The sequence below is a fragment of the Eubacterium sp. AM46-8 genome, assembly GCF_003466705.1.
In the GTDB taxonomy this organism is placed as follows: domain Bacteria; phylum Bacillota; class Clostridia; order Lachnospirales; family Lachnospiraceae; genus Lachnospira.
In genome coordinates this window covers 1-24,263 of record NZ_QSEU01000009.1, presented here as the reverse complement: position 1 = coordinate 24,263, position 24,263 = coordinate 1, and the positions used below count along the sequence as shown (strand labels likewise).

Genomic DNA, 24,263 nt, shown 5'->3' with positions numbered 1-24,263 from the left:
GGAGGTAATTGAGATGAAGATTAATTCTAAGAAGTTCATTAAAAGAAGAATATTACCAGCAATCGCATCTGTTGTTGTATTCTGCCTTGTTGTATTACTTATCGTTGCTACCAGAAAAACAGAGGCCAGTGCTGATAATGATAAGGTAACAATCGGTGTAAAAGAATATACAGTTGATAATCCTATGACGGTGCTTGAGATAGTGCCGGATGATACATATGATGTATTTGGCCCTATGATTGGGAAATATGATACAGCTAATTCAGATAAAGACGTTATTACATGGGATAAGATAATTGAGAATGCTCCAAGTGGAGAGACAAAGCTTAGTTCTCTTAAAAGTTATATTTCAGATGTAGCAACACCTTATATCAGGGCCATGAATGATAATATTAGTGCAGCAGGATATCAGGCTTATATACAAATAGGAACTGTTGCAAGAGATTATGGTTGGAATGTATCTGATGATGATTTGAAAAAGATAAAATGTAAATTAACAAAAGATAATTTTAAAGTTGTTTTTTATAAAGGTCAGGAAAAAGTAGCTGATGTTTCGGATATTTTTTCTTATTTAGTATTTGGAACAACTGCTGAAGATGGAGAAACTTCGCAAGGCATTCTTGCACAGGGAAAAGTTCAGGTAAGGGTGAAGAATGCTAAGAATATTACTGTTGATGATATTAATGATGCAGGTTTGGTATTAATTTCATCAACATTTGGAGGATATGTTAAGGAAACATATGACAATATAAAAAAATATACTAACAAAATTAGCGTGACAGGTGCTGGTGTTAAAAATTATGCATGGAGTTCATCTGGAATAGATTTAAAACCAGATGTTGCTATTCAATTGTTATATTGCAATGCAAAAGATGGAAAACCAGTAATATACAATGCAGCAGATAAAGGAACAACATCAAATATTGGTAAGGTTGCCAATATAATGAATGGTATAGAAAATGATTATCTGTTAAGAGATTTTATGCGTACTGCAACAAAGAATGGATATTCAGGAAAAAGAGGTTCCATATATGCGTCTGGTAATGATATAAAAATGACTCTTGATGGTAATAATTTGGAGTTTGGTACAATTATGTTTGTAAGAGATTATTATGGACGTGATGGAGGAAATAATGATTATTACTATCCTGTTTATAATACAACTGATGGTGCAATCAGTCAGAACAAGTTGAGAAAAAATTCATTTGTATATAGCGATGGAAATCAGTTGTATCAGAAGTTCACATCTAATATATCGAAAGGTAATGATCATGACTCAAGTGGTCGTTATCTTGGTTCATACTATGATGATGCAAGCAAAAAATTAGGAACTAATGATATAAAAACTTGCGAAGCAATAAGATATATTTTTGGAGCACAGGATCCGGGTAATATATCTAGTTTGAAAGTTTTGGAAGTTGAACCAGCTGGTTATTATAGATTCCTTACTGATACAGCTACAAGAAAAACAGAAACAGAGAATATAATTAAGAAGTGGTTTGGAATTACCTCAGATGATGAGAATGTCGATATTACAGTAGAGCATTGTACTATGAACGGTTTTAATGGTAAGAATGTTGATTTGGCTGCAGAATATGATTTGATTATCATAGGCAGTTATGGTGCTGAAAATCTTGATACTAGTATACTTGGCAATGTATATTCAAGTGGTAATGCTATATCAGGTGGATCTACAGTTGCAAATGCTAAGTTAAATGGCAATGATATGACTGAGAAGATGTATAATAATTTGTATGATTATGCATTAAGAGGAATGCCACTTGTTATAGATGAGGCTCTGTATTTTGGAGATGATATTGCATCAAAAGATACTCAGATTCATAAAAATGTACAGCTTGATGGAATAGTTCAGAAAGTTGTGGATGCAACAGGTACAACAAGAAATATATCATGGTTAAAAGAAGATGGTGATCGAAAAGAACTTGCTAAAAATGTATATTATATTGATCGAGTAAGTCGGATTGAAACGGCAAAAGCTGATATGAGACAATACGTATATAATTCATCAACAAAGTCTGGCAATTCATATTCGATGGATGAGCTTTCGATAGTTGATGGAGAATTTGGGGTTAATTTCGTTGAATCATTACCAGCAGGAAAGTATAGGATAAAGGTATACATTGATATTAATCAGGATGGTATATTTGCCGATGATATATCAGAAGGTGGAAGAGAACTTTGGTATTATGATGAAACAAGTAATAACAGAGATCTTAATGGTAAGTTACGAGGTAAGTATTATGAAAAGAAGAGTGATTCATCAAATATAATTACTACTGTAAAATTACCAGCATCTGCTAAAGGCTATTTCTCATGGAAGGTTGAAATAATTGAAGTCACTGATAAAAATACAGATTCAGCTTTATGTCCAAAATCAGTTAATACAGGTGCCTTTGCTATAAAGGGTGTGGAATCAACGGTAAGAGTTCTTCAGATATTAGGATCTGGAGGTTCAGGCGCACTTGACTTGAAAGATGACGAAGCATTTAACGAAGCATTCGCCAGTGTTGGTTCTACGACAGGATTGGAACTTCATGTTACGCAGATGACACAGGATGAACTTAATAAAGCGTATAATACATATGCAAGTGATGGTTCTATCAGTAGTAGTAAGTTGATTAATGAAATTGTTCCGGATCTTGAGACATATTCTATGATTGTCATGGGATTTAGTGGTAATTATGGAGCTGAGTCAAAGCTTGCAGATAATATTAATGGTGCAATTAGACAGTATATTGATGATGGGTATTCTGTAATGTTTACATTTAACACAATGTCTACAGCTTCATATACGTATAAAGATAAAAATGATACACAGAATTTTAGCAAAACAGAATCAGTAAAAGATTATTCATATTTAAGAAATGATACGGTTGTTTTTTTGCCACGACTTAGTTTGAAAAAACAGTTTACAGATCCATATTTGTTCACGCTTGTAAGAGTTAAAGATGGAGGTAAAAAGGATAATATTGAATATATACCATATAAATTTAATACACTTGTAGACAATGCTTTACTGACTAAATACGGATACAATGGAAGTAATGATTATCTAAAGAATGGTTATATAAGATCATCTACATCAAATATAGAGACAAATAAGGCTACAGAGCTCAATGCTGGTCAGGTAACTTCATATCCTTACGCTATAAATGAAAGTATTGATTATCTTGAAGGTAATTCTATAACTATCGCCAAGACTCATGATCAGTTTTTTGCTCTTAATCTTGAAAAACCATCTGAATTATATGATTCAGAGACAGGAGCAATGAATATTCAGCCAGTTGTTTGGTATACATTTGCTAAGTCTTTTGACAGAAACTTTAGTGGTGTTAATGATGTATCCGGTGAGGCTTCTGATAGACTTAGACGAAATATATATTATTCAGTTACAGATAAAGATGCTATGAATAATTATTATATTTATTCATACGGTAATGTTACATATACAGCAGCTGGACATGATTCAATTAAGAGCGAATCAGAATTACAACTTTTTGTTAATACATTCACTAAAGCGATATTATCAGGAAAACATATTCCAACAGTTACATATACAGATGCTACAATTGATGATACTGTGACTGAATATACATCATATACAAAGAATATGTATAAGAAGTTCTTGACTGGTGGGTTACAAATTAAGTTTAAGATAGATTATCTTTCAAATGTTTATAAAATAAAAGATGCTTATATGTATATAGACTTGAATGGTGATGGAAAATATGATGAAGATGATGATATTGGCTTAGGTTATATTAATGCAACTAAGGGAACAGCAACAAATCCAGGAGGAGTATCATTACAGCAGAATCCAGTTGGCATTACTGCTGGCGTTGAATATACAATTGATGATTTTTGGACGTTGCTGTCTAATAATGATAAGGTTGTAGCTAATATTGCTGCTAAATCAAAGAGTATTGATGATTTAAAACGTGATATGCAAGAAGGAAAACTTAATATAGGAATACGGGCAACATCGGATCAGAAAGAGAATGGAAAGAATATATCAGGATTTTCAATTCTTAATATACATATTAAAGACTTGTTTGATTTAGATTAAATGCTATCTACCCCCTAAAGACTTCCCGATTGATTCGTGATTATACGGATTGGTCGGGAAGTTTTTTAATATTAAAATATATTTATAATTTATTATGTAAATATATATTGACATTAATATTTTATAATGTTAATATATCAACACGAAATAACGCACCGCGAAGAGTGCAGTGGAAAGCAATATATACAGGAATAATATAGATTACATATATTCCAAGTATGATGGCACAAGAGTGGATAAAGATCTGTTATGGATGATTGGAAAGATAACAGAGAATAAGGATATGATAGAACTAAGCGAGATTAAGGAAGGGGAGTCGGTTGATATGTGTGATGCGTGGAAAAAGTTTTACGAAAAAGCCAGACAGGAAGGATTTACTTACAAAGTTTACAGAAGAAGAATACAACGAAGCGTTATCTAAGATGAAGACTATGTAACAGATGAGACAATCCAATCGAATCAAAGATATATAAGAACGGTTCGATTGGATATTTTTTACAATGTATATATATTTATAATTGCTATTGTATACGAGAGTGGAACATAGCGACAGAATTAAAATATAACTAAATTAACAAGAAGAGGAAGTGATATTTATTGTACAGTAGCGTATTGAGTGGTGTTTTACATGGGCTAAAGACTGAGATTGTGCATGTGGAAGTTGATGTGGGGAATGGACTTCCAAGCTTTGAGATGAGTGGTTTCTTAAGCAATGAAGTGAAGGAGGCAAGGGAGAGAGTAAAGGTTGCTATCCGTAATTCGGGTTATGAACTGCCGCCGCAGAGGATTGTTGTTAATATTTCTCCGGCTGATATAAGAAAAAGTGGAACAGGGTTTGACCTGCCTATTGCTTTGGCGATTCTTGCGGCTAATGGACTGGTTGATGAGGTTAATCTTGATAAGACAGTAGTTCTTGGTGAATTGAGTCTGGATGGAAGCATTAACGGTGTGAGAGGTGTATTGCCCTGTGTATGTGCAGCGAAAGAAGAAGGCATTGAGAAGATACTTATACCGGATATTAATGTTAATGAGGGAAAGATTGTTGATTCCATGCATGTAATAGCTGCTGACAGCTTAAGAAATGCAGTCAGATATATTAACGATGGTATTATAGATAATGAAGAAAATGCTACATCAGATAAAAGTATGTTTAACAGATGTGCGGCACTTGATTATGCTGATATCAGGGGACAGCACGCTGCCAAGAGGGCTACTATGATAGCTGTTGCTGGCATGCATAATATTATGTATATGGGACCTCCGGGGAGCGGTAAAACTATGATGGCAAAGCGGATACCAACAATTATGCCGGATATGACATTTGAAGAGAAACTGGAACTTACTAATATATACAGTGTTGCGGGGCAGCTTGGAGATTGTGGTGGATTAATGAAAGAAAGACCTTTTCGGGCTCCATATCATAATGTGACAAGAAGTGCATTCTTTGGCGGTGGAATGTACCCAAGACCGGGAGAGATAACGCTTGCCGGGAAAGGGGTGCTGTTTCTTGATGAGATGACTGAATTCAAGCCGGATATACTAGAAGGGTTAAGACAGCCGTTAGAAGACAGGAACATTACTATTGTAAGAATGGGAAGGTCTTATACATATCCAGCAGATTTTATGCTTGTAGGAGCTATGAATCCCTGCAAATGTGGTTATTACCCGGACAGAAACAGGTGTAACTGTTCTGAACAGGAAGTTAAAAGATTTATGGGGAAAATAAGCATGCCACTGTGGGACAGATTTGATATGTGTATTAAGACAGAGGAGATTGGTTATGAGCAGTTAGGGGATAAGAATAATGGTGATACTCTTGATTCTTCATATATGAAGCAGGCAGTTGACAGAGCCAGAGCTGCTCAGATTAAGAGGTTTAATGGCAGGGATATTATGTACAATTCACAGATGGGTGGAAAGGAGATTGAGGAATTCTGTGGACTTGGAAAAGAGGAAGAACAGTTAATAGAACGTATATTTACAAGAAAACATATAACCGCCAGAGGATATCATAAGATATTAAAGACAGCAAGAACAATTGCTGATATTGAGGGGAATGATAAGATTAGCTCAGCTAATATCAGTGAAGCGTTTTATTACCGGGGAATACCGGAAATTGCAATTCATTAAATGGGAGAGAAGTATTGAGAGAAGATTATTATTGGTATTGGGTGAATAATATTGTTGGGATATCTAATGCAAAACTTAAGAAACTTTTTGCTGTGTTTGACACACCAGAGGAGATATATAAGGCTTCTGACAGATTATTGGAGAGTGTAAAAGATATAAGGCAGACTGATATTATAGCAATTAAAGAATCACGGAAAGATGATTATGTATACAGGCAGTATTCTGATCTGGAAAGGCAGGGGATAAGATTCACATATCCGGGACACATTAATTATCCGGATAAGCTGCTTAATATATATGATTATCCATATATTCTGTATTATAAAGGAAAGCTGCCTGACACAGATAAGCCGTCAGTTGCTATTGTTGGAGCGCGTAACTGTACAGAATATGGCAGGATGGTTGCACAGCATTTTGGAGAGAGCTTTGCAGGAATGGGACTGCAGGTTATAAGCGGGATGGCACTTGGAATAGATGCAGCTGCACAGAAAGGTGCAATTAAGAATGGAGCTATAGTCTTGCCGTTCTTGGCTGTGGAGTTGATATATGTTATCCGAGGACTAATATTGAATTATATACACATCTGAATGATTGCGGAGGAATCATTTCGGAGTATCCACCGGGTACCGCACCAAGGGCAGGATTATTTCCTATGAGAAACAGGATAATAAGTGCTATGGCTGATGCACTGGTTGTTGTTGAAGCAAGACAGAAAAGCGGTTCACTTATAACGGCGGATCAGGCTTTGGAACAGAACAGGGATGTATATGTTGTCCCCGGACGAATTGGTGATGCATTGTCAGAAGGTTGTCTTAAACTTATAAAAGAAGGGGCTCAGGTTATTACTTCCCCAATGGATATTATGGCCACAAAGTCAATTGAACTTTATTATAATAGACGCCAGATTACTGATGATAAAAGAAATGATTTGAATACTAACAGTATATTTGATGATGGTTTTAAAAAATCAGGGCTTGCAACGCCTAAAATATGGTGTATAGTCAAATCAATTTGTTTCCAGTCAGTCTGGAGACAATTATTAATAATTCTGGAATAAGTCTTGTAGAGGCGGAGGGGATTCTGCTTGAATTGGAGTTGGATGGACTTATAGAAGAAATTTCTAAGAATTATTATATAAGGAAGCATATTTGATTTGGAGGGCTATTAATGCATAAGTATTTGGTTATAGTGGAGTCACCTGCCAAGGTTAAGACTATCAGTAAATTCCTTGGGGCGAACTACAAGGTAATGGCATCACAGGGACATGTAAGAGATCTTCCTAAAAGCCAGATGGGTGTAGATATTGAACATGATTATGAACCTAAGTATATTACTATCAGGGGAAAAGGTGATATACTTGCAGCTTTAAGAAAGGAAGCAAAGAAAGCAGATAAAGTATATCTCGCAACCGATCCCGACCGCGAAGGAGAAGCTATTTCATGGCATCTTGCAGCGGCACTTAAGTTAGAAGATAAAGATATATACAGAATAACATTTAACGAGATTACTAAGAATGCTGTTAAGGCTTCTCTTAAAGAAGCAAGAAAGATTGATATGAATCTTGTTGATGCACAGCAGGCAAGAAGAGTGCTTGACCGCGTTGTTGGTTATGGTATAAGTCCACTTTTATGGGCTAAGATTAAAAGAGGTCTTAGTGCCGGACGTGTCCAGTCTGTTGCTTTGAGAATGATATGTGACAGAGAGAATGAAATAGATGCATTTATTCCAGAAGAATACTGGTCTATGGAGGCAACTCTTAATATTAAGGGTGAGAAGAAACCGCTTGTTGCTAAGTTCTATGGTGATAAGAATGGAAAGATAGACATCAGCAATCAGGAACAGATGCAGAAGATTCTTGATAAGGTTAAGAAGAGTGATTTCGGAATAGAGAGTATTAAGAAGAGCGAGAAGGTTAAGAAGTCACCATTGCCATTTACAACAAGTACACTTCAGCAGGAAGCTGCCAAGACTCTTAATATGTCAACTAAGAGAACTATGAATATTGCACAGCAGCTCTATGAAGGTGTTGATATTAAAGGCAGAGGCACTATAGGTCTTATCACATATTTAAGAACTGATTCTACAAGGGTTGCAGATGAGGCAAAAGTATCATCTAAAGAATACATCGGCGAGAATTATGGGGAGAAGTATCTTCCACAGCAAGTTAGTGCTAAGAAGGATGATAAGAAGATTCAGGATGCACACGAAGCAATAAGACCAACTGACCTGACACTTTCACCGGCAGTTGTAAAGGAATCTTTACAGAGAGACCAGTTCAGATTATACCAGCTTATCTGGAAGAGATTTGTTGCGAGCCAGATGGCACCGGCTGTATATGAGACAACATCTGTAAGAATTGCAGCAGGAGAATATATATTCACTGTAGCAGCTTCTAAGGTTATGTTTGATGGTTTTATGTCAGTATATAAGAATGAAGATGATGCTGAAGCAACTAATACTCTTGCTAAGGGCTTGGATGAGAATTCAGTGCTTACGCTTGATGATGTTAATGGAATACAGCATTTTACACAGCCACCGGCACATTTTACAGAAGCTTCTTTAGTAAAGGCATTAGAGGAGCAGGGGATTGGACGACCAAGTACTTATGCACCTACAATATCTACAATTATTGCAAGACATTATGTTATCAAAGAGAATAAGAATCTTTATATATCAGAGCTTGGTAATGCAGTTAATAATATAATGCTGACAGCTTTCCCTACTATTGTAGACGTTAAGTTCACAGCTAATATGGAATCATTGCTTGATGGTGTTGCCGAAGGAACTGTTGAGTGGAAAGAGATAATAAGAAACTTCTATCCAGACCTTAAGATAGCTATTGATGAGGCTGAGAAGGAGCTTGAGCATGTTAAGATTGAAGATGAAGTAACTGATGTTATCTGTGACAAATGTGGAAGAAATATGGTCATTAAATATGGTCCACATGGCAAGTTTTTAGGATGCCCTGGTTTTCCAGAGTGTCATAATACTAAGCCTTATCTTGAGAAGATAGGTGTTGCATGTCCTAAGTGTGGTAAGGATGTTATACTTAAGAAGACTAAGAAGGGAAGAATGTTCTACGGATGTGAGGGATATCCTGAATGTGATTTCGTTTCATGGCAGAGACCATCAGATAAAAAGTGTCCTAAGTGCGGCGGTTATATGATAGAGAAGGGTAATAAGCTTGTGTGTGCTGATGAAACATGTGGCTATGTAGAAGCTAAGAATGATAAAGAACAATAGTACATGAAATACATGAAATTGTTGTTTTAGAAGAATGGGAGATTTACAATGAGTGTTCAGCTTCTCGATAAAACGAGAAAAATCAACAAGCTGCTCCACAATAATCATTCAGACAGAGTTGAGTTTAATGATATCTGTGAGGTGTTAAGTGGGATTCTTGAGTCTAATATTATGGTAATAAGCCAGAAGGGTAAGATTCTTGGAGCAGCTGTATATAGTGGCATAGATAAGATAGGAGAATTAATAACTGCTGATGTAGGCGGATTTGTGGATAAAATGCTTAATGAAAGACTTCTTGGTGTATTATCTACTAAAGAGAACGTCAATCTGCTAACACTTGGATTCTCAAGTGGCAATGAACGTAAGTTCAAGGCTCTGATAGCACCTGTAGATATCGCAGGAGAACGTCTTGGTACATTATTCATGTACAAATGTATAGCTGATTATGATATTGATGACATTATTCTCTGCGAGTATGGTGCAACAGTAGTTGGTCTTGAGATGATGAATTCTGTAAGCAACGAGAATGCAGAAGATGAGCGTAATAAGAAAATCGTCAAGTCGGCGATAAAGACATTGTCAGCATCAGAACTTCAGGCAATCAAAGCTGTGTTTGCAGAGCTGGATGGAACAGAAGGGCTTCTTGTTGCAAGCCGTATAGCAGACAATACAGGAATTACACGTTCTGTTATTGTTAATGCGTTAAAGAAGTTCGACAGTGCAGGTGTTATATCGACCAGGTCTTCAGGAATGAAAGGAACTAAGATTAAAGTACTTAATGAAGCTGTGTTTGATGAATTAAGAAAGATAGACAACTGATATTAATGCATTAAATATTGTAATAATATTGAATAAAAAGTACTTGCAATATAATTAATGCTTTGATATAATACGCTTTGTGTGAAAAAACATGCAGGTGGATTTTACGGCTGGTGCCGGTATACGCGCCGGTGGCCGCAAAAGATGAAGCTTGCAAAAGATTAATTAACCAATGGAGGTATTAAAATGAGCGTAATTTCAATGAAACAGTTACTTGAGGCAGGTGTTCATTTCGGACATCAGACAAGAAGATGGAATCCTAAGATGGCTGAGTACATCTACACAGAGAGAAATGGTATCCATATCATTGACTTACAGAAGTCTGTAGGTAAGGTTGACGAGGCTTACAAGGCAATCTCTGATATTGCTGCTGAAGGTGGTACAATCCTTTTCGTAGGTACTAAGAAGCAGGCTCAGGATGCTATCGCTACTGAGGCAGAGCGTTGTGGAATGTTCTATGTTAATGAGAGATGGTTAGGCGGTATGCTTACTAACTTCAAGACAATCCAGAGCAGAATTGCAAAGCTTAAGGAAATCGAGACAATGCAGGAAGATGGAACATTTGATGTTCTTCCTAAGAAGGAAGTTATCAACCTTAAGAAGGAACTTGAGAAGCTTCAGAAGAACCTTGGCGGTATCAAGGAAATGAAGAAGCTCCCAGATGCAATCTTCATCGTTGATCCTAAGAAGGAAAGAATCTGTGTTCAGGAAGCACATGCACTTGGTATCAAGTTAATCGGTATTGCAGATACTAACTGTGATCCAGATGAATTAGATTATGTAATCCCTGGTAATGATGATGCTATCAGAGCTGTTAAGTTAATCGTATCTAAGATGGCTGATGCAGTTATCGAAGCTAATCAGGGTGAAGAAGCAGCTCCAGCTGTAGAGGAAGAAGTAGCTGAGGAAGCTTAATATTTAAGCAACGACTTAAGTTTATGTATGCTTCAGCCTGCAAGTTCAGGTTGAAGCATTTTTAAAATTATTATTTATTGGAGGATATGATAATGGCAGCAGTTACAGCAGCAATGGTTAAAGAACTTAGAGAGTCTACTGGCGCAGGTATGATGGAGTGTAAGAAGGCTCTTACAGAGACAAATGGTGATATGGAAGCAGCTGTTGATGTTCTTAGAAAGAGCGGAGCAGCTAAGGTTGAGAAGAAGGCAGGAAGAATTGCAGCAGAAGGTATTACAAGAGTTGCATCTGAAGGCAATACAGCAGTTGTAGTAGAAGTTAACTCAGAGACAGATTTCGTAGCTAAGAACGCTACATTCCAGGAATTTGTACAGGCTGTTGCTGACAAGCACTTAAGGCTTCAGTTGATAAGGCTGGAGATGGCGAAGATGTATGCGCTATCCTTGATATGCAGTCAGAACTTGAAGAGAAGACTCTTACAATCGGTGAGAAGCTTTCTATCAGAAGATTCCAGAAGATTACAGGTGATTGTGTAGCTTCATATATTCACGGTGGCGGAAGAATTGGTGTTCTTGTTGCAGCAGATGGCGCTTCTAATGATGCAATCAAGGAAGCACTTACTAACGTAGCAATGCAGATTGCAGCTATGAACCCACAGTATCTTAGCAGAAACGATATGTCAGCAGATGAACTTGCTAAGTTAAGAGAGATTACAGAGAAGAGTGCATTAAATGATCCAGCTTCTCTTCCAAAGCCAATCTTAAACAAGTTAATTGATAAGGCTATTAACGATAAGGTATGGAGCGATGCTGATATTGCAACATACGAAGAGCATAAGAGCAACATGCAGTACTTATTCAACTTCCTTTCAAAGGAAGCAGCTGCACAGTTAGCAGAGCTTGCATTAGCTGATGAGGCTAATATCGTGGCAGATAAGATTTTCAACGGATTAGTAGAAGGCCGTGTATCTAAGCAGCTTAAGGAAATCTGCCTTATGGATCAGGCTTATGTTAAGGCTGAAGATGGAAAGCAGTCAGTTACTAAGTATCTTGCAGAAGTTGCTAAGGCTAACGGTGCTTTCACAGTTAAGGGATACGTTCGTTTTGAGACAGGTGAAGGTCTTGAGAAGAAGAACGAAGATTTTGCAGCAGAAGTTGCAGCTCAGTTAAAGTAATATATAATTATAATCAATTATAATATACGGTGAGTATTAACAATCCTCCGGAGTTTGATATTGGACTCTGGAGGATTTTTTGGAATATAACAGAGATTTAAGACTTCTATATTTGACAGTTATATGCTATAATCATCAATATATGACATTATAGGATATCAATTAATAACTGGAGGCACGTATGGATAACATTAAAAGAGTAATACTTAAACTTAGTGGCGAGGCTCTTGCTAAGAAAGAGGGCGGCTACAATGATGAGCTTATAGAGAATATTGCTAATCAGGTTAAGACAATAGTTGATAAAGGAACAGATGTTGGTGTAGTTATTGGTGGTGGTAACTACTGGAGAGGCCGTTCTAATGATAATATCGACAGAACTAAGGCTGACCAGATAGGTATGCTTGCAACAATTATGAACTGCATATATGTTTCAGAGATATTCCGTTCACAGGGACTTAAGACTAATATTCTCACACCATTCGAATGCGGAAGCATGACAAAGCTTTTTTCTAAGGACAGAGCTAATAAGTATTTCGAGAAAGGCATGGTTGTATTCTTTGCAGGTGGAACAGGTCATCCATATTTCTCAACAGATACAGGAATTGTCTTAAGAGCTATTGAGCTTGATGCAGATGCTATTCTTCTTGCAAAGGCAATTGATGGAATATATGACAGTGATCCTAAGATTAACCCGGAGGCTAAGAAGTATGATACAATCTCAATCAACGAAGTTGTTGAGAAGAAGCTTGGAGTTATTGATATGACAGCTTCAGTTATGTGTATGGAGAATAAGATGCCTCTTATGGTATTCGGACTCGAAGAAGAGAACAGCATAGTTAATGCTTTATCAGGAAAGTTTAATGGAACAGTAGTAACTGTTGATTAATATAATATTAATGGAGGATTTTATGGAAAATATTAAAGATATTGAAGGAAGAATGCAGAAGTCAGTTGACAACTTAAAGGAAGAATATGTAACAATAAGAGCAGGAAGAGCTAACCCACATATTCTTGACAGATTAAGAGTTGATTATTATGGAACACCTACACCAATCCAGCAGGTTGCTAATGTTTCTGTACCAGAAGCAAGAATGATTCAGATTCAGCCTTGGGAAGCAAGCCTTATCAAGGACATTGAGAAAGCAATTCTTGTTTCAGATTTAGGACTTACACCTAACAATGATGGTAAGACAATCAGACTTGTGTTCCCTGAATTAACAGAAGACAGAAGAAAAGAACTTGCTAAGGATATCAAGAAGAAGGGCGATAATGCCAAGGTTGCTATCCGTAATATCAGAAGAGATGCCAACGATGCAATAAAGAAAGAGAACAAGGCAGGAGATATCTCTGATGATGAAGCTAAGAATTCAGAGGATGAAATTCAGAAGATTACTGATAAGTATATTGCTATGATTGATAGTGCTATAGATGATAAGACTAAAGAGATACTTACAGTTTAAGAAAATGTCAGGGCTGTTGGATATTTTACAACAGCCTTTTTGTAATTGAATGAATTGCGAGAGGAATCATAGATATGGATACATTTAACGAGAGTCTCGGATTAAAGATTCCGGGGCATGTTGCCGTTATTCTTGATGGTAATGGAAGATGGGCTAAGAAAAGACATCTCCCAAGAACAATGGGACATGTGCAGGGAAGCAAAGTTGTTGAAGATATGCTTTATGTCGTAGATGAGCTTGGTGTAAAGTATTTTACTGTATATGCTTTTTCAACAGAGAACTGGAAACGTTCAACAGAAGAAGTAAGTACTCTTATGGGAATCTTAAGAACTTATCTTAAGGATTGTGTTAAGAAATCCATGAAGAATAATGTGCGATGCAGAGTTATTGGAAGAAAAGATGAACTCAGCCAGGATATTATAGACAGTATCAATAATCTCGAAGAGAAAACCAAGAATAATACAGGGCTTAATTTTACTATAGCCATTAATTATGGTGGAAGAGATGAGATAACAAGAGCGGTAAGAAAGATTGCTGGAAAGGTATCAGAAGGAAGTCTTAAGCCTGAAGATATAGATGAAGATACAATAAGTAACAATCTTGATACATGGGAATTGCCAGATCCAGATTTACTTATAAGAACAAGCGGTGAACAGAGATTGTCTAATTATCTGTGCTGGCAGCTTGCTTATACAGAATTTTATTTCACAGATATTTTCTGGCCTGATTTTGACAGGGAAGAACTTATTAAAGCATTTGAGAAATACAATAAGACGGAAAGAAGATTCGGCGGAGTTAAGGAGGAGTAGATTATGCGTACAAGAATTATGAGCGGAGCTGTGCTCATAGTCATACTTTTCACATGCCTGTATTTCGGAGGCTGGGTTACATTCGGGTTCAGTCTGTTTATTTCACTTGTTGGAATGTATGAGCTTATTAAAGTTAAGAAGCTTGAGAAGACAGGACTGGCAGTTGTAGGATATATAGCGGCAATTACTTATTATTTTATTCTTTTGCTTAATGATCCAGCATATATTTTATTGCTTCTTGTAGCTTCATGCTTACTTATGATGTCAGTTTATGTATTTACATTTCCAAAATATAAGACAGAAGATGTTATGTGGGTATTCTTCAGTATAGTATATGTTGCTGTAACACTTTCTTATATCTATCAGGTAAGAATGCTGCAGGACGGAATATATATCGTATGGCTTATATTCGTGTCTTCATGGGGCAATGATACATGTGCATATTTCACAGGTGTATTTCTTGGAAAGCATAAGATGACTCCAAAGCTTTCACCTAAGAAGACTTACGAGGGTGCAATAGGAGGAGTTGTCGGTGCTACACTTCTTGGCTTTGGATATGGATTTGCCATAAGCTCTAAGATGTCAGATGTACTTGTACATCCTGTATATACATTTGCAATAGCCAGCTTCATAGGTGCATTCCTGTCTATATTCGGAGACCTGGCTGCATCTGCTATTAAGAGAAATCATGATGTGAAAGACTATGGAAAGTTAATACCGGGACATGGCGGAATTATGGACAGATTCGACAGTGCTATATTCACTGCACCTGTTGTTTATTGGTCAATAGAGGTTATTAACAAAGTCTTTGGAGGTTGATAATGAAGAACGTTTCGATACTTGGTTCAACTGGTTCAATTGGAACACAGACATTAGATGTTATTAGAAGAAATGCTGATATTAACGTAGTTGCACTTGCAGCGGGCACAAGGGTTGCTGACCTTGCAGAACAGGTCCGTGAATTCAAGCCACAGCTTGTATGTATAGGTAAAGAAGAACTTGTTTCAGAGTTAAAGACTCTTATCGGTGATATGGATGTTAAGATTGTAAGTGGTGACGAAGGTCTTATTGAGGCTGCAACAATTGAGAGTGCAGAAATTGTTGTCACAGCGGTTGTAGGTATGATGGGAATTACACCTACAGTTGAAGCTATCAAGGCACATAAGGACATTGCACTTGCTAATAAAGAGACACTTGTGTGTGCTGGTCATATTATTATGAGTCTTGCTAAGGAATGTAATGTTAATATATATCCTGTTGACAGCGAACATTCAGCAATATTCCAGTGCCTTAACGGTGAGAACCGTGGTGAGATAGAGAAGATTCTTCTTACAGCTTCTGGTGGTCCATTCAGAGGAAAGAAAAGAGCTGACCTTGAAAATGTACAGTTAGAGGATGCACTTAAGCATCCTAACTGGGCTATGGGACGCAAGATAACAATAGATTCTTCTACAATGGTTAATAAAGGACTTGAGGTGATGGAGGCACAGTGGCTTTTTGGAGTACCTGCCGAGAAGGTTCAGGTTATAGTCCAGCCACAGAGCATAATCCATTCAATGGTTGAATTCAAGGATGGAGCTGTTATGGCACAGCTTGGAAGTCCTGATATGAGACTTCCTATACAGTATGCTCTTTATTATCCTGAAAGAAGAGAGCTTAACACAGAAAGACTTGATTTCTATGAACTGGCTAAGATTACATTTGAAAAGCCGGATATGGAGACTTTCAAGGGACTTAAGCTTGCTTACGAGGCAGCAGCGCGTGGAGGCAACATCCCGACTGCACTTAATGCAGCTAACGAAGTAGCTGTAGCTAGATTTTTAGACAGAAAGATAAAATATCTGGATATTCCGGATATTATAGAATACGCCATGAATGAAGTTGATTATATCAATAATCCAACAGTAGAGCAGATTCTCTCTACACAGAAGATAGTAACAGACATGATAGAAAGCAGGTGGTAGGAGTTGGTTCTTAATGTTATTCTGGCGATTCTTGTACTTAGTATAATTGTTATTGTCCATGAATTCGGACATTTTATAATAGCTAAGGCTAATGGCATAACTGTAGTTGAATTCTCAATCGGATTCGGACCGAAGCTGATACATTTCAGAAAAGGTGAGACGGAATATTGTATTAAAGCGCTTCCTTTTGGCGGTGCATGTACGATGCTTGGTGATGAGTTTCTTGAGATGAGTGTTATACAGTCAGAAGAAGATGATGACGAAGAACTTACGGATGAAGAGAAGGAAGCTAAGAAAAGAAAGCTTGCTATCGAGAATGGTTATGATATGGAAAAGTCATTTGCAAGCAAATCAGTCTGGGCAAGAATTGCTGTTATAGCAGCAGGTCCGGTATTTAATTTCCTTCTTGCTTTCGTGTGTGCAGTAGTTATTGTCGGAAGTCTTGGCTATGATCCATGTGACATTGACGTTGTTAAAGATAATTCGCCAGCCACAGAAGCAGGGCTTCAGGAAGGTGATGTCATAACTAAGGTTAATGGACATAAGGTAACATTTTACAGGGATTTTTATTTCTACAGGGCTTATAATGCAGATAAGACTCTTAACATAACATTTACAAGAGACGGTGAAAAGATGACAACAACTGTTACTCCGCAGCATATTAAGCAGCAGAAGTATCAGGTTGGAATTATGATGAATGAGAATTGTCTCATAAGTTCTGTTACTAAGGATTCTCCGGCTGAAAAGGCTGGACTTAAAGCTAATGATGTTATCAAAGCAGTTGATGGCACTGCAATGGAGAATAGTTCCAATGTGACAGAAGCTATTACATCAAGCGGCGGCAATAAGGTTGTATTCACGGTTGCAAGAGATGGAAAAAATGTTGATGTGACAGTTGAGCCTAAGATGGTTGAAGTTGAAAGTTATGATACAGGCTTTGTTGTATATGGAGACAGAGTAAAGACTTCTCCTATTGGTACGCTTAAGTATTCAGTGGAGGAAGTCGGATACAGTGTCAAGACTGTAATTCAGAGTCTTGGAATGTTATTTACAGGAAAAATTGGATTTAATTCATTGTTAGGACCAGTTGGAACTGTCAGCACAATGAGTGAGATTGTTGAAGAAAGTAAGGCAGATGGTGCATTTTATGTTTTCCTTAATCTTATGAATCTTGCAGCACTTATCAGTGCCAACTTAGGAGTTATGAATCTATTGCCAATTCCGGCACTTGACGGAGGCAGACTTGTATTCCTTATAATAGAGGCATTAAGAGGCAAGCCGGTTAAGAGAGAGCATGAAGGAATTGTTAATTTCATAGGTATGATACTTCTTGTTATACTTATGATTGTTGTATTGCTTAAAGATATAATGGCATTGTTCTAATACAGAAAGGACACAGGGGTTATGTACAGAGATAATACTAAAGTTGTTAAGATAGGAAACCGCATGATTGGCGGTGGCAATCCTATTCTTATACAGTCAATGACTAATACACATACGGAAGATGTTGAGGCTACGGTTGCGCAGATTAAGGCACTTACCAAAGCCGGTTGTGAAATAATCAGATGCACAGTTCCAACTAAAGAAGCTGCACTTGCAATCAAAGAGATAAAGAAGCAGATAGAGATACCTCTTGTTGCTGATATACATTTTGACTACAAGATGGCTATTATGGCAATGGAGAATGGGGCTGACAAGATTAGAATCAATCCGGGCAATATCGGTGGAACAGACAAGATAAAGGCTGTTGTTGATGTTGCAAAGGAAAGAAATATACCAATCAGGGTTGGTGTCAACAGCGGTTCACTTGAGAAAGACCTTATTGAGAAATATGGCGGAGTAACAGCAGAGGGAATCGTTGAGAGCGCACTTGACAAGGTTAAGATTATTGAAGACTTAGGTTATGATAATCTTGTTGTCAGCATCAAATCTTCTGATGTGATGATGTGTGTTAAAGCACATGAGCTTATTGCAAAACAGACTAATCATCCGCTTCATGTTGGAATTACTGAGTCTGGAACAATATTCTCAGGAAGCATTAAGTCATCAATAGGACTTGGTCTTATACTGAATCAGGGAATTGGCGACACAATAAGAGTTTCTCTTACAGATGATCCTGTAAGGGAAATAGAGGCTGCAAAACTGATACTTAAGACTCTGGGCTTAAGAAAAGGCGGAATAGAAGTTGTTTCATGCCCTACATGCGGAAGAACAAGAATTAATCTTATAGACCTTGCAGGAAAAGTTGAGAAAATGGTTTCTGGGTATGACCTTGACTTGAAGCTTGCTGTAATGGGCTGTGTAGTTAACGGACCGGGAGAAGCAAAGGAAGCTGATCTTGGAATTGCAGGCGGTGACGGCTGCGGAGTACTTATTAAACATGGAGAGATTATTAAGAAGGTTCCAGAAGAGGAACTTCTTGATACACTAAGGTATGAACTTGATAATTGGAATGAGTGATACATATGTACAGATTTTTTGAAGTGTTTAAGACGCTGAAGCTGCCAGAGGATCTGGCGGTGTATTTTGAGAATGTTGAAGTAACTAAAGTCTCGAAAACATCGACCAATTCTCTGGCACGCGTTTATATAAAGAGTGACAGGGTAATAGAAAAACCAATAATATTCAAGGTTGAGGATGCATTAAAGAAGCAGATATTTCGTATTTCTAACATGGATGTGCGGATTATCGACAGATATGTTTTATCAGCACAGTATACGCCACAGACTGTAATGGATATATATTATGATAGTATCTTAGCAGAGCTGGAGAAATACTGGACACTTGAATATAATCTTTTAAAGAATTCCCAGTGGGAGTTCGAGAAAGAGGATATGCTTGTATTCACGATTGAGGACAGTTTTCTTGCGCATCAGTATGCGGATACACTGACGGATTATTTCAAGAAAATATTCCTGAACAGATTCGGGTTTGAGATAGATGTAGAGTATCAGTATGCTAAGAAGAAGGAAAGCCAGTACGAGAGAGAAAATGCATACAAGATTAATCTTCGTGTCAAAGAAATTGAGAATAATATAAAGGCGGCAGCAGAAGATAATGCTGACGGCAGGGATGATAAGAAGCTTACCTCTGAACAGAAGGCAGCAAAGAAAGCTGAGACAGCAGCCAGGCAGAAGGCGGCAAGAGCAGCATTTTTTGCAAGCGATAACAGGGGCAGGGAAGAGCTTAAGACATACAGCCGAAAGCCTGCTAACGAAGATGTTTTATATGGAAGAGATTTTGACGGTGATGTAACACCGATTGAACAGATAGATACAGCAATCGGAGATGTTATTATCTCTGGTATGGTCCGTAATGTGGAAATGCGTGAAATCCGTAACGAAAGAACTATTATTATGTTCAACGTGACAGATTTTACAGACACAATTACAGTAAAGGTATTTGCAAAAAATGAGCAGGTACCGGAGCTTTCAGGGGTTATCAAGAAGGGAAATTTCTTAAAGATTAAGGGAAATGCTACATTTGACAAGTACGACCAGGAAATATCAATTGCCAATGTGTGGGGCATAAGAAAAGGCTCTGATACAAGACAGGTGCGTAATGACCTCGCACTTCATAAGAGAGTTGAGCTGCACTGTCATACCAAGATGAGTGATATGGATGGTGTGTCTTATGTATCTGATATTATCAAACAGGCAATCAGATGGGGACATAAGGCAATTGCAATTACTGACCACGGTGTTGTTCAGGCATTTACAGATGCATTCCATACGATGAGCGACCTCAAAGGCTCTTATGCTAAGAAGGGTGAGAAGCTTGATTTTAAGATAATATACGGAGTCGAGGCTTATCTCGTTGATGATACCAAGCAGATTGTAACGAATCCGAGAGGACAGAGCTTTAACGATACATATGTTGTGTTCGACCTTGAGACAACCGGATTTTCTGCGGAAGTTGACAGAATTATAGAGATAGGTGCAGTCAAGGTGTGCAATGGTGAGATAGTAGACAGATTCTCTACATTTGTTAATCCTGAGATTCCTATCCCATTCAGAATTGAGACGCTTACTCACATTAATGACCAGATGGTTATGAATGCACCTAAGATAGAAGAGATTCTGCCTAAGTTCCTTGAATTCTGCGAGGGAGCTGTCATGGTTGCACATAATGCGGAATTCGATACGAGCTTCATAATCAATAAGGCAGAGAAGATTGGTATAAATGTGGATACTACCATTATAGACACAGTGCTTCTTGCACAGTTTCTTATGCCTAATCTTCATAATTATAAGCTGGATACGCTTACAAAGCATCTTAATGTTGTACTTGAAAGCCACCACAGGGCGGTTGACGATGCTGCTGCGACTGCAGACATATTTGTCAAGATGATTAAAATGCTTTACGACAGGGATATTCCGGATGTTGATAAGCTTAATGAAGAAGGTAAGATGGATGAGAACGCCATCAAGAAGCTTCATCAGTATCACTGTATAATTCTTGCTTCTAATGAGATGGGAAGGATTAATCTGTACAGACTTGTTTCTGCATCACATTTGCAGTACTTTAACAGATTCCCTAAGATACCGAAGAGTCTTGTTAACCAGTACAGGGAAGGTCTTATTATAGGAAGTGCGTGTGAGGCAGGTGAGCTTTTCAGAAGTCTTGTAAATGGTCGTTCAGAAGCAGAGATAGCGCGAATAGTTAATTTTTATGACTATCTTGAGATACAACCAATTGGCAATAACAGGTTCATGATTGAGAAAGAGGATTGTTATGTCCAGAATGAGGAGGATTTGCGCAATCTGAATCGCAGAATAGTAGAACTTGGTGACAAATTCGGCAAGCCTGTTGTGGCAACCTGTGATGTGCATTTCTTAAATCCAGAGGATGAAGTGTACCGTAGAATTATCATGGCAGGAAAAGGCTTTGATGATGCGGATAATCAGGCACCGCTGTATCTTCATACTACTGAAGAAATGCTTCATGAATGTGATTATCTAGGAAGCGACAAGGCATACGAGGTTGTTGTAACCAACACTAATAAGATTATGGATATGTGTGAGGAGATTGAGCCTGTAAGACCGGATAAATGTCCTCCGTTCATTGAGAACTCTGACCAGATGCTTCGTACAATCTGTGAAAATAGAGCTCATGAGATATATGGTCCGGAGCTTCCACAGATAGTAACTGAGCGATTAGAGCGAGAGTTGAACTCAATTATCTCTAACGGATATTCCGTTATGTACATAATTGCACAGAAGCTTGTATGGAAATCTAATGATGACGGTTATCTGGTTGGTTCAAGAGGTTCGGTTGGTTCTTCATTAGCAGCAACAATGGCGGGTATCACCGAGGTTAATCCGTTAAGCCCGCATTATCTGTGTCCAAAATGCTACTATAATGATTTCTATTCAGATGAAGTCAAAGCATTTGCCGGAGGCGCAGGCTGCGATATGCCTGATAAGATATGCCCAAAATGCGGAGCGAAGCTTAATAAGATGGGATTTGATATTCCGTTCGAGACTTTCCTTGGTTTCAAGGGAAACAAAGAGCCTGATATCGATCTTAACTTCTCCAATGAATACCAGAGTAAGGCTCATGCCTACACAGAGGTTATCTTTGGAAAAGGACAGACCTTCAAAGCCGGAACTATCGGTACTGTCGCAGAAAAGACGGCGTATGGTTTCGTTATGAAGTATTTTGAAGAGAAGTCAGCAAAGAATGCACTTGAGGGCAAGCCTCCTATTGTTAAGAGAAAATGTGAGATAGAACGAATAGCAGAAGGCTGTATTGATATTAGAAGAACTACAGGACAGCATCCTGGTGGAATTGTTGTACTTCCAATTGGTGAAGAGATTCATTCATTTACACCGGTACAGCACCCTGCAAATGATATGACGACATCTATAGTAACAACACATTTTGATTACCATAGTATTGACCACAACCTGTTAAAGCTTGATATCTTAGGACATCTTGATCCTACAATGATACGAATGTTACAGGATTTAACGGGAATTGACCCTCTTGAGATTCCACTTGATTCTAAAGAGGTTATGTCGCTGTTCCAGAACACTTCTGCGCTAGGAATCAAGCCTGAGGATATAGGCGGCACAAAGTTAGGAGCACTTGGAATACCAGAATTTGGTACTGACTTTGCTATGCAGATGCTTATGGATACCAAGCCGCAGTATTTCTCAGACCTTGTCCGTATCGCAGGACTTGCGCATGGTACTGATGTATGGCTTGGCAATGCACAGACTCTTATTAAAGAAGGAAAAGCTACTATTTCAACAGCTATATGTACACGAGACGATATTATGATATATCTTATCCAGAAGGGACTTGATTCAGAGGAATCATTTAAGATAATGGAAATGGTCCGAAAGGGTAAGGTTGCATCCGGCAAATGTAAAGAATGGCCGGAGTGGAAGCAGGATATGATTGACCATGGTGTACCAGACTGGTATATATGGTCATGCGAGCGAATCAAGTACATGTTCCCTAAGGCACATGCTGCAGCGTATGTTATGATGGCATGGCGTGTTGCATACTGTAAGGTATTTTATCCGCTTGCATATTACACAGCTTACTTTAGTATAAGAGCCACAGCATTTGACTATGAGAAAATGGCTATGAGTCCTGTAAGGCTTGAACACTACATTGCTGAGTACAAAGCCAAGAAAGCAGAAGGAACAATCTCTAATACAGAAGAAGATGAACTTGGTGTAATGCGTATTGTTCAGGAAATGCATGCAAGAGGCTATGAATTCACACCTATAGACATATATAAGGCAAAGGCAAGAACATTCCAGATAATTGATGGAAAGATTATGCCATCATTCAAGGTTATATCAAAGGTAGGTGAAGTCGCCGGAGAGTCAATAGAGATAGCCGCCAGAGATGGCGAATTCTTATCAAAGGATGACTTACGCCAGCGAGCCAAGATAGGACAGTCAGCGATTGATAAGCTTTCAGAGCTTGGAATACTTGGAGATATGACAGACAGCAACCAGTTGTCACTGTTTGACCTGTAATGGGGAAATTGCGTTGAGTGTGCTGGTGGCTTGGGCTGGGGAAATATGTTAAGAGGATGTGCTACGGTGATGTTTTGCGGGGCATTACTGGGTGTGTTATGGGGCGAACACCTACTAAAAGCTATCGGATAGCAGAATTAGTGGGTGTTTTTCTTATAATATTGATATGGTAAGAATATAATAGTAGGTCTTTGCTTTCTGATTACAGTGTAAATGTGCAGAAAGCCAGCAAACAAGCGGTTTCACAGGCATGTCAGTTCTGCTTAAATGTCGATATTTGAGAAAAATTAAACTTTTTTGAAACTTTTTGAAAAAAGTTGTTGACAATGTGTGCACCTGATGATATTATATACAAGTCGCCGCGGTAAGCGGTAACAAATAAGACTTAAAACACCAGATAAATACTGGGTTTGAGCGATATAGATCTTTGATAACTGAATAGAAAGACAACCTTGAAATTCTTTGAGAATTTTAAAATGATTCATTAATGAATCTTGCGAGTATCGAAAGATACACGAACCTAAACAGTAAAGTCCAATCAAGCATTCTGCTTGATGGTAAAACTATTTAAGCTAGTTAGTTTATAACTGACGAGGCAAACTTTTTATGAGAGTTTGATCCTGGCTCAGGATGAACGCTGGCGGCGTGCTTAACACATGCAAGT

The 24,263-nt window shown here is 37.9% G+C and carries 17 protein-coding genes, 1 rRNA gene and 1 pseudogene; all 19 read left to right on the top strand.

Annotated elements, in window-relative coordinates; genetic code table 11:
• Nucleotides 1–13 precede the first annotated feature (13 nt).
• Nucleotides 14–4,087 carry a DUF5057 domain-containing protein gene (locus DW963_RS07415; RefSeq protein WP_117914729.1) on the top strand — a complete coding sequence of 1,358 codons (4,074 nt, stop codon included), beginning with the start codon at nucleotides 14–16 and terminating at the stop codon, nucleotides 4,085–4,087.
• Between the two features lie 169 nt (nucleotides 4,088–4,256).
• Nucleotides 4,257–4,508, top strand: a complete 252-nt coding sequence (locus tag DW963_RS07410) for a hypothetical protein (RefSeq protein ID WP_117914727.1) — start codon at nucleotides 4,257–4,259, stop codon at nucleotides 4,506–4,508.
• A 176-nt stretch (nucleotides 4,509–4,684) separates the two neighbouring features.
• Entirely contained in the window at nucleotides 4,685–6,217 is a 1,533-nt protein-coding gene (locus DW963_RS07405) for a YifB family Mg chelatase-like AAA ATPase (protein WP_286169159.1), read from the top strand.
• 41 nt (nucleotides 6,218–6,258) lie between these two features.
• Nucleotides 6,259–7,274, top strand: a pseudogene (gene dprA / locus DW963_RS13985) (DNA-processing protein DprA).
• On the top strand, nucleotides 7,208–7,369 hold the full coding sequence (locus DW963_RS13980) for a DprA-like winged helix domain-containing protein (protein WP_243004213.1): 162 nt from the start codon (nucleotides 7,208–7,210) through the stop codon (nucleotides 7,367–7,369). The pseudogene dprA and the gene DW963_RS13980 overlap by 67 nt, the downstream one beginning before the upstream one ends.
• 15 nt (nucleotides 7,370–7,384) lie before the next feature.
• On the top strand, nucleotides 7,385–9,460 hold the full coding sequence (gene topA, locus DW963_RS07390) for a type I DNA topoisomerase (RefSeq protein WP_117914719.1): 2,076 nt from the start codon (nucleotides 7,385–7,387) through the stop codon (nucleotides 9,458–9,460).
• Between the two features lie 48 nt (nucleotides 9,461–9,508).
• Nucleotides 9,509–10,279, top strand: a complete 771-nt coding sequence (gene codY / locus DW963_RS07385) for a GTP-sensing pleiotropic transcriptional regulator CodY (RefSeq protein WP_117914717.1) — start codon at nucleotides 9,509–9,511, stop codon at nucleotides 10,277–10,279.
• Between the two features lie 186 nt (nucleotides 10,280–10,465).
• Complete coding sequence (gene rpsB, locus DW963_RS07380) at nucleotides 10,466–11,194, top strand: 30S ribosomal protein S2 (protein WP_117914715.1); 729 nt, start codon at nucleotides 10,466–10,468, stop codon at nucleotides 11,192–11,194.
• 92 nt (nucleotides 11,195–11,286) lie between these two features.
• Nucleotides 11,287–11,730 (top strand): translation elongation factor Ts, encoded by a 444-nt coding sequence (tsf, locus tag DW963_RS13650; RefSeq protein ID WP_286169158.1) that lies wholly within the window; start codon nucleotides 11,287–11,289, stop codon nucleotides 11,728–11,730.
• A complete protein-coding gene (gene tsf, locus DW963_RS07375; RefSeq protein WP_286169157.1) occupies nucleotides 11,643–12,368 on the top strand; it encodes a translation elongation factor Ts in 726 nt (241 codons plus the stop codon). Before tsf (DW963_RS13650) ends, tsf (DW963_RS07375) begins: the two co-directional genes overlap by 88 nt.
• Before the next feature lie 181 nt (nucleotides 12,369–12,549).
• On the top strand, nucleotides 12,550–13,254 hold the full coding sequence (gene pyrH, locus DW963_RS07370) for a UMP kinase (protein WP_012739092.1): 705 nt from the start codon (nucleotides 12,550–12,552) through the stop codon (nucleotides 13,252–13,254).
• Between the two features lie 22 nt (nucleotides 13,255–13,276).
• Nucleotides 13,277–13,828, top strand: coding sequence for a ribosome recycling factor (gene frr, locus DW963_RS07365; protein WP_022097318.1), 552 nt, complete (start codon nucleotides 13,277–13,279; stop codon nucleotides 13,826–13,828).
• Nucleotides 13,829–13,902: 74 nt separating this feature from the next.
• Nucleotides 13,903–14,637 (top strand): undecaprenyl pyrophosphate synthase, encoded by a 735-nt coding sequence (uppS, locus tag DW963_RS07360; RefSeq protein ID WP_117914713.1) that lies wholly within the window; start codon nucleotides 13,903–13,905, stop codon nucleotides 14,635–14,637.
• A gap of 3 nt (nucleotides 14,638–14,640) precedes the next feature.
• Complete coding sequence (locus tag DW963_RS07355; protein ID WP_243269387.1) at nucleotides 14,641–15,456, top strand: phosphatidate cytidylyltransferase; 816 nt, start codon at nucleotides 14,641–14,643, stop codon at nucleotides 15,454–15,456.
• Between the two features lie 2 nt (nucleotides 15,457–15,458).
• A complete protein-coding gene (locus tag DW963_RS07350) occupies nucleotides 15,459–16,601 on the top strand; it encodes a 1-deoxy-D-xylulose-5-phosphate reductoisomerase (protein ID WP_117914709.1) in 1,143 nt (380 codons plus the stop codon).
• 3 nt (nucleotides 16,602–16,604) lie between these two features.
• Nucleotides 16,605–17,984, top strand: coding sequence for an RIP metalloprotease RseP (gene rseP, locus DW963_RS07345; protein ID WP_117914707.1), 1,380 nt, complete (start codon nucleotides 16,605–16,607; stop codon nucleotides 17,982–17,984).
• Nucleotides 17,985–18,005: 21 nt separating this feature from the next.
• Nucleotides 18,006–19,061, top strand: a complete 1,056-nt coding sequence (ispG, locus tag DW963_RS07340; RefSeq protein WP_117914706.1) for a flavodoxin-dependent (E)-4-hydroxy-3-methylbut-2-enyl-diphosphate synthase — start codon at nucleotides 18,006–18,008, stop codon at nucleotides 19,059–19,061.
• A 5-nt stretch (nucleotides 19,062–19,066) separates the two neighbouring features.
• Nucleotides 19,067–23,599 (top strand): PolC-type DNA polymerase III, encoded by a 4,533-nt coding sequence (locus DW963_RS07335; RefSeq protein ID WP_199669366.1) that lies wholly within the window; start codon nucleotides 19,067–19,069, stop codon nucleotides 23,597–23,599.
• Nucleotides 23,600–24,201: 602 nt separating this feature from the next.
• A 16S ribosomal RNA gene (locus DW963_RS07330) occupies nucleotides 24,202–24,263 on the top strand; the annotation flags it as partial.

Coding starts and splice junctions, on each gene's coding strand:
- DW963_RS13980 (WP_243004213.1), top strand. CDS start 7,208: ATGGTGTATAGTCAAATCAATTTGTTTCCAGTCAGTCTGGAGACAATT.
- rpsB (WP_117914715.1), top strand. CDS start 10,466: ATGAGCGTAATTTCAATGAAACAGTTACTTGAGGCAGGTGTTCATTTC.
- uppS (WP_117914713.1), top strand. CDS start 13,903: ATGGATACATTTAACGAGAGTCTCGGATTAAAGATTCCGGGGCATGTT.
- pyrH (WP_012739092.1), top strand. CDS start 12,550: ATGGATAACATTAAAAGAGTAATACTTAAACTTAGTGGCGAGGCTCTT.
- DW963_RS07415 (WP_117914729.1), top strand. CDS start 14: ATGAAGATTAATTCTAAGAAGTTCATTAAAAGAAGAATATTACCAGCA.
- DW963_RS07355 (WP_243269387.1), top strand. CDS start 14,641: ATGCGTACAAGAATTATGAGCGGAGCTGTGCTCATAGTCATACTTTTC.
- topA (WP_117914719.1), top strand. CDS start 7,385: ATGCATAAGTATTTGGTTATAGTGGAGTCACCTGCCAAGGTTAAGACT.
- frr (WP_022097318.1), top strand. CDS start 13,277: ATGGAAAATATTAAAGATATTGAAGGAAGAATGCAGAAGTCAGTTGAC.
- tsf (WP_286169158.1), top strand. CDS start 11,287: ATGGCAGCAGTTACAGCAGCAATGGTTAAAGAACTTAGAGAGTCTACT.
- codY (WP_117914717.1), top strand. CDS start 9,509: ATGAGTGTTCAGCTTCTCGATAAAACGAGAAAAATCAACAAGCTGCTC.
- DW963_RS07335 (WP_199669366.1), top strand. CDS start 19,067: ATGTACAGATTTTTTGAAGTGTTTAAGACGCTGAAGCTGCCAGAGGAT.
- DW963_RS07350 (WP_117914709.1), top strand. CDS start 15,459: ATGAAGAACGTTTCGATACTTGGTTCAACTGGTTCAATTGGAACACAG.
- tsf (WP_286169157.1), top strand. CDS start 11,643: ATGCAGTCAGAACTTGAAGAGAAGACTCTTACAATCGGTGAGAAGCTT.
- ispG (WP_117914706.1), top strand. CDS start 18,006: ATGTACAGAGATAATACTAAAGTTGTTAAGATAGGAAACCGCATGATT.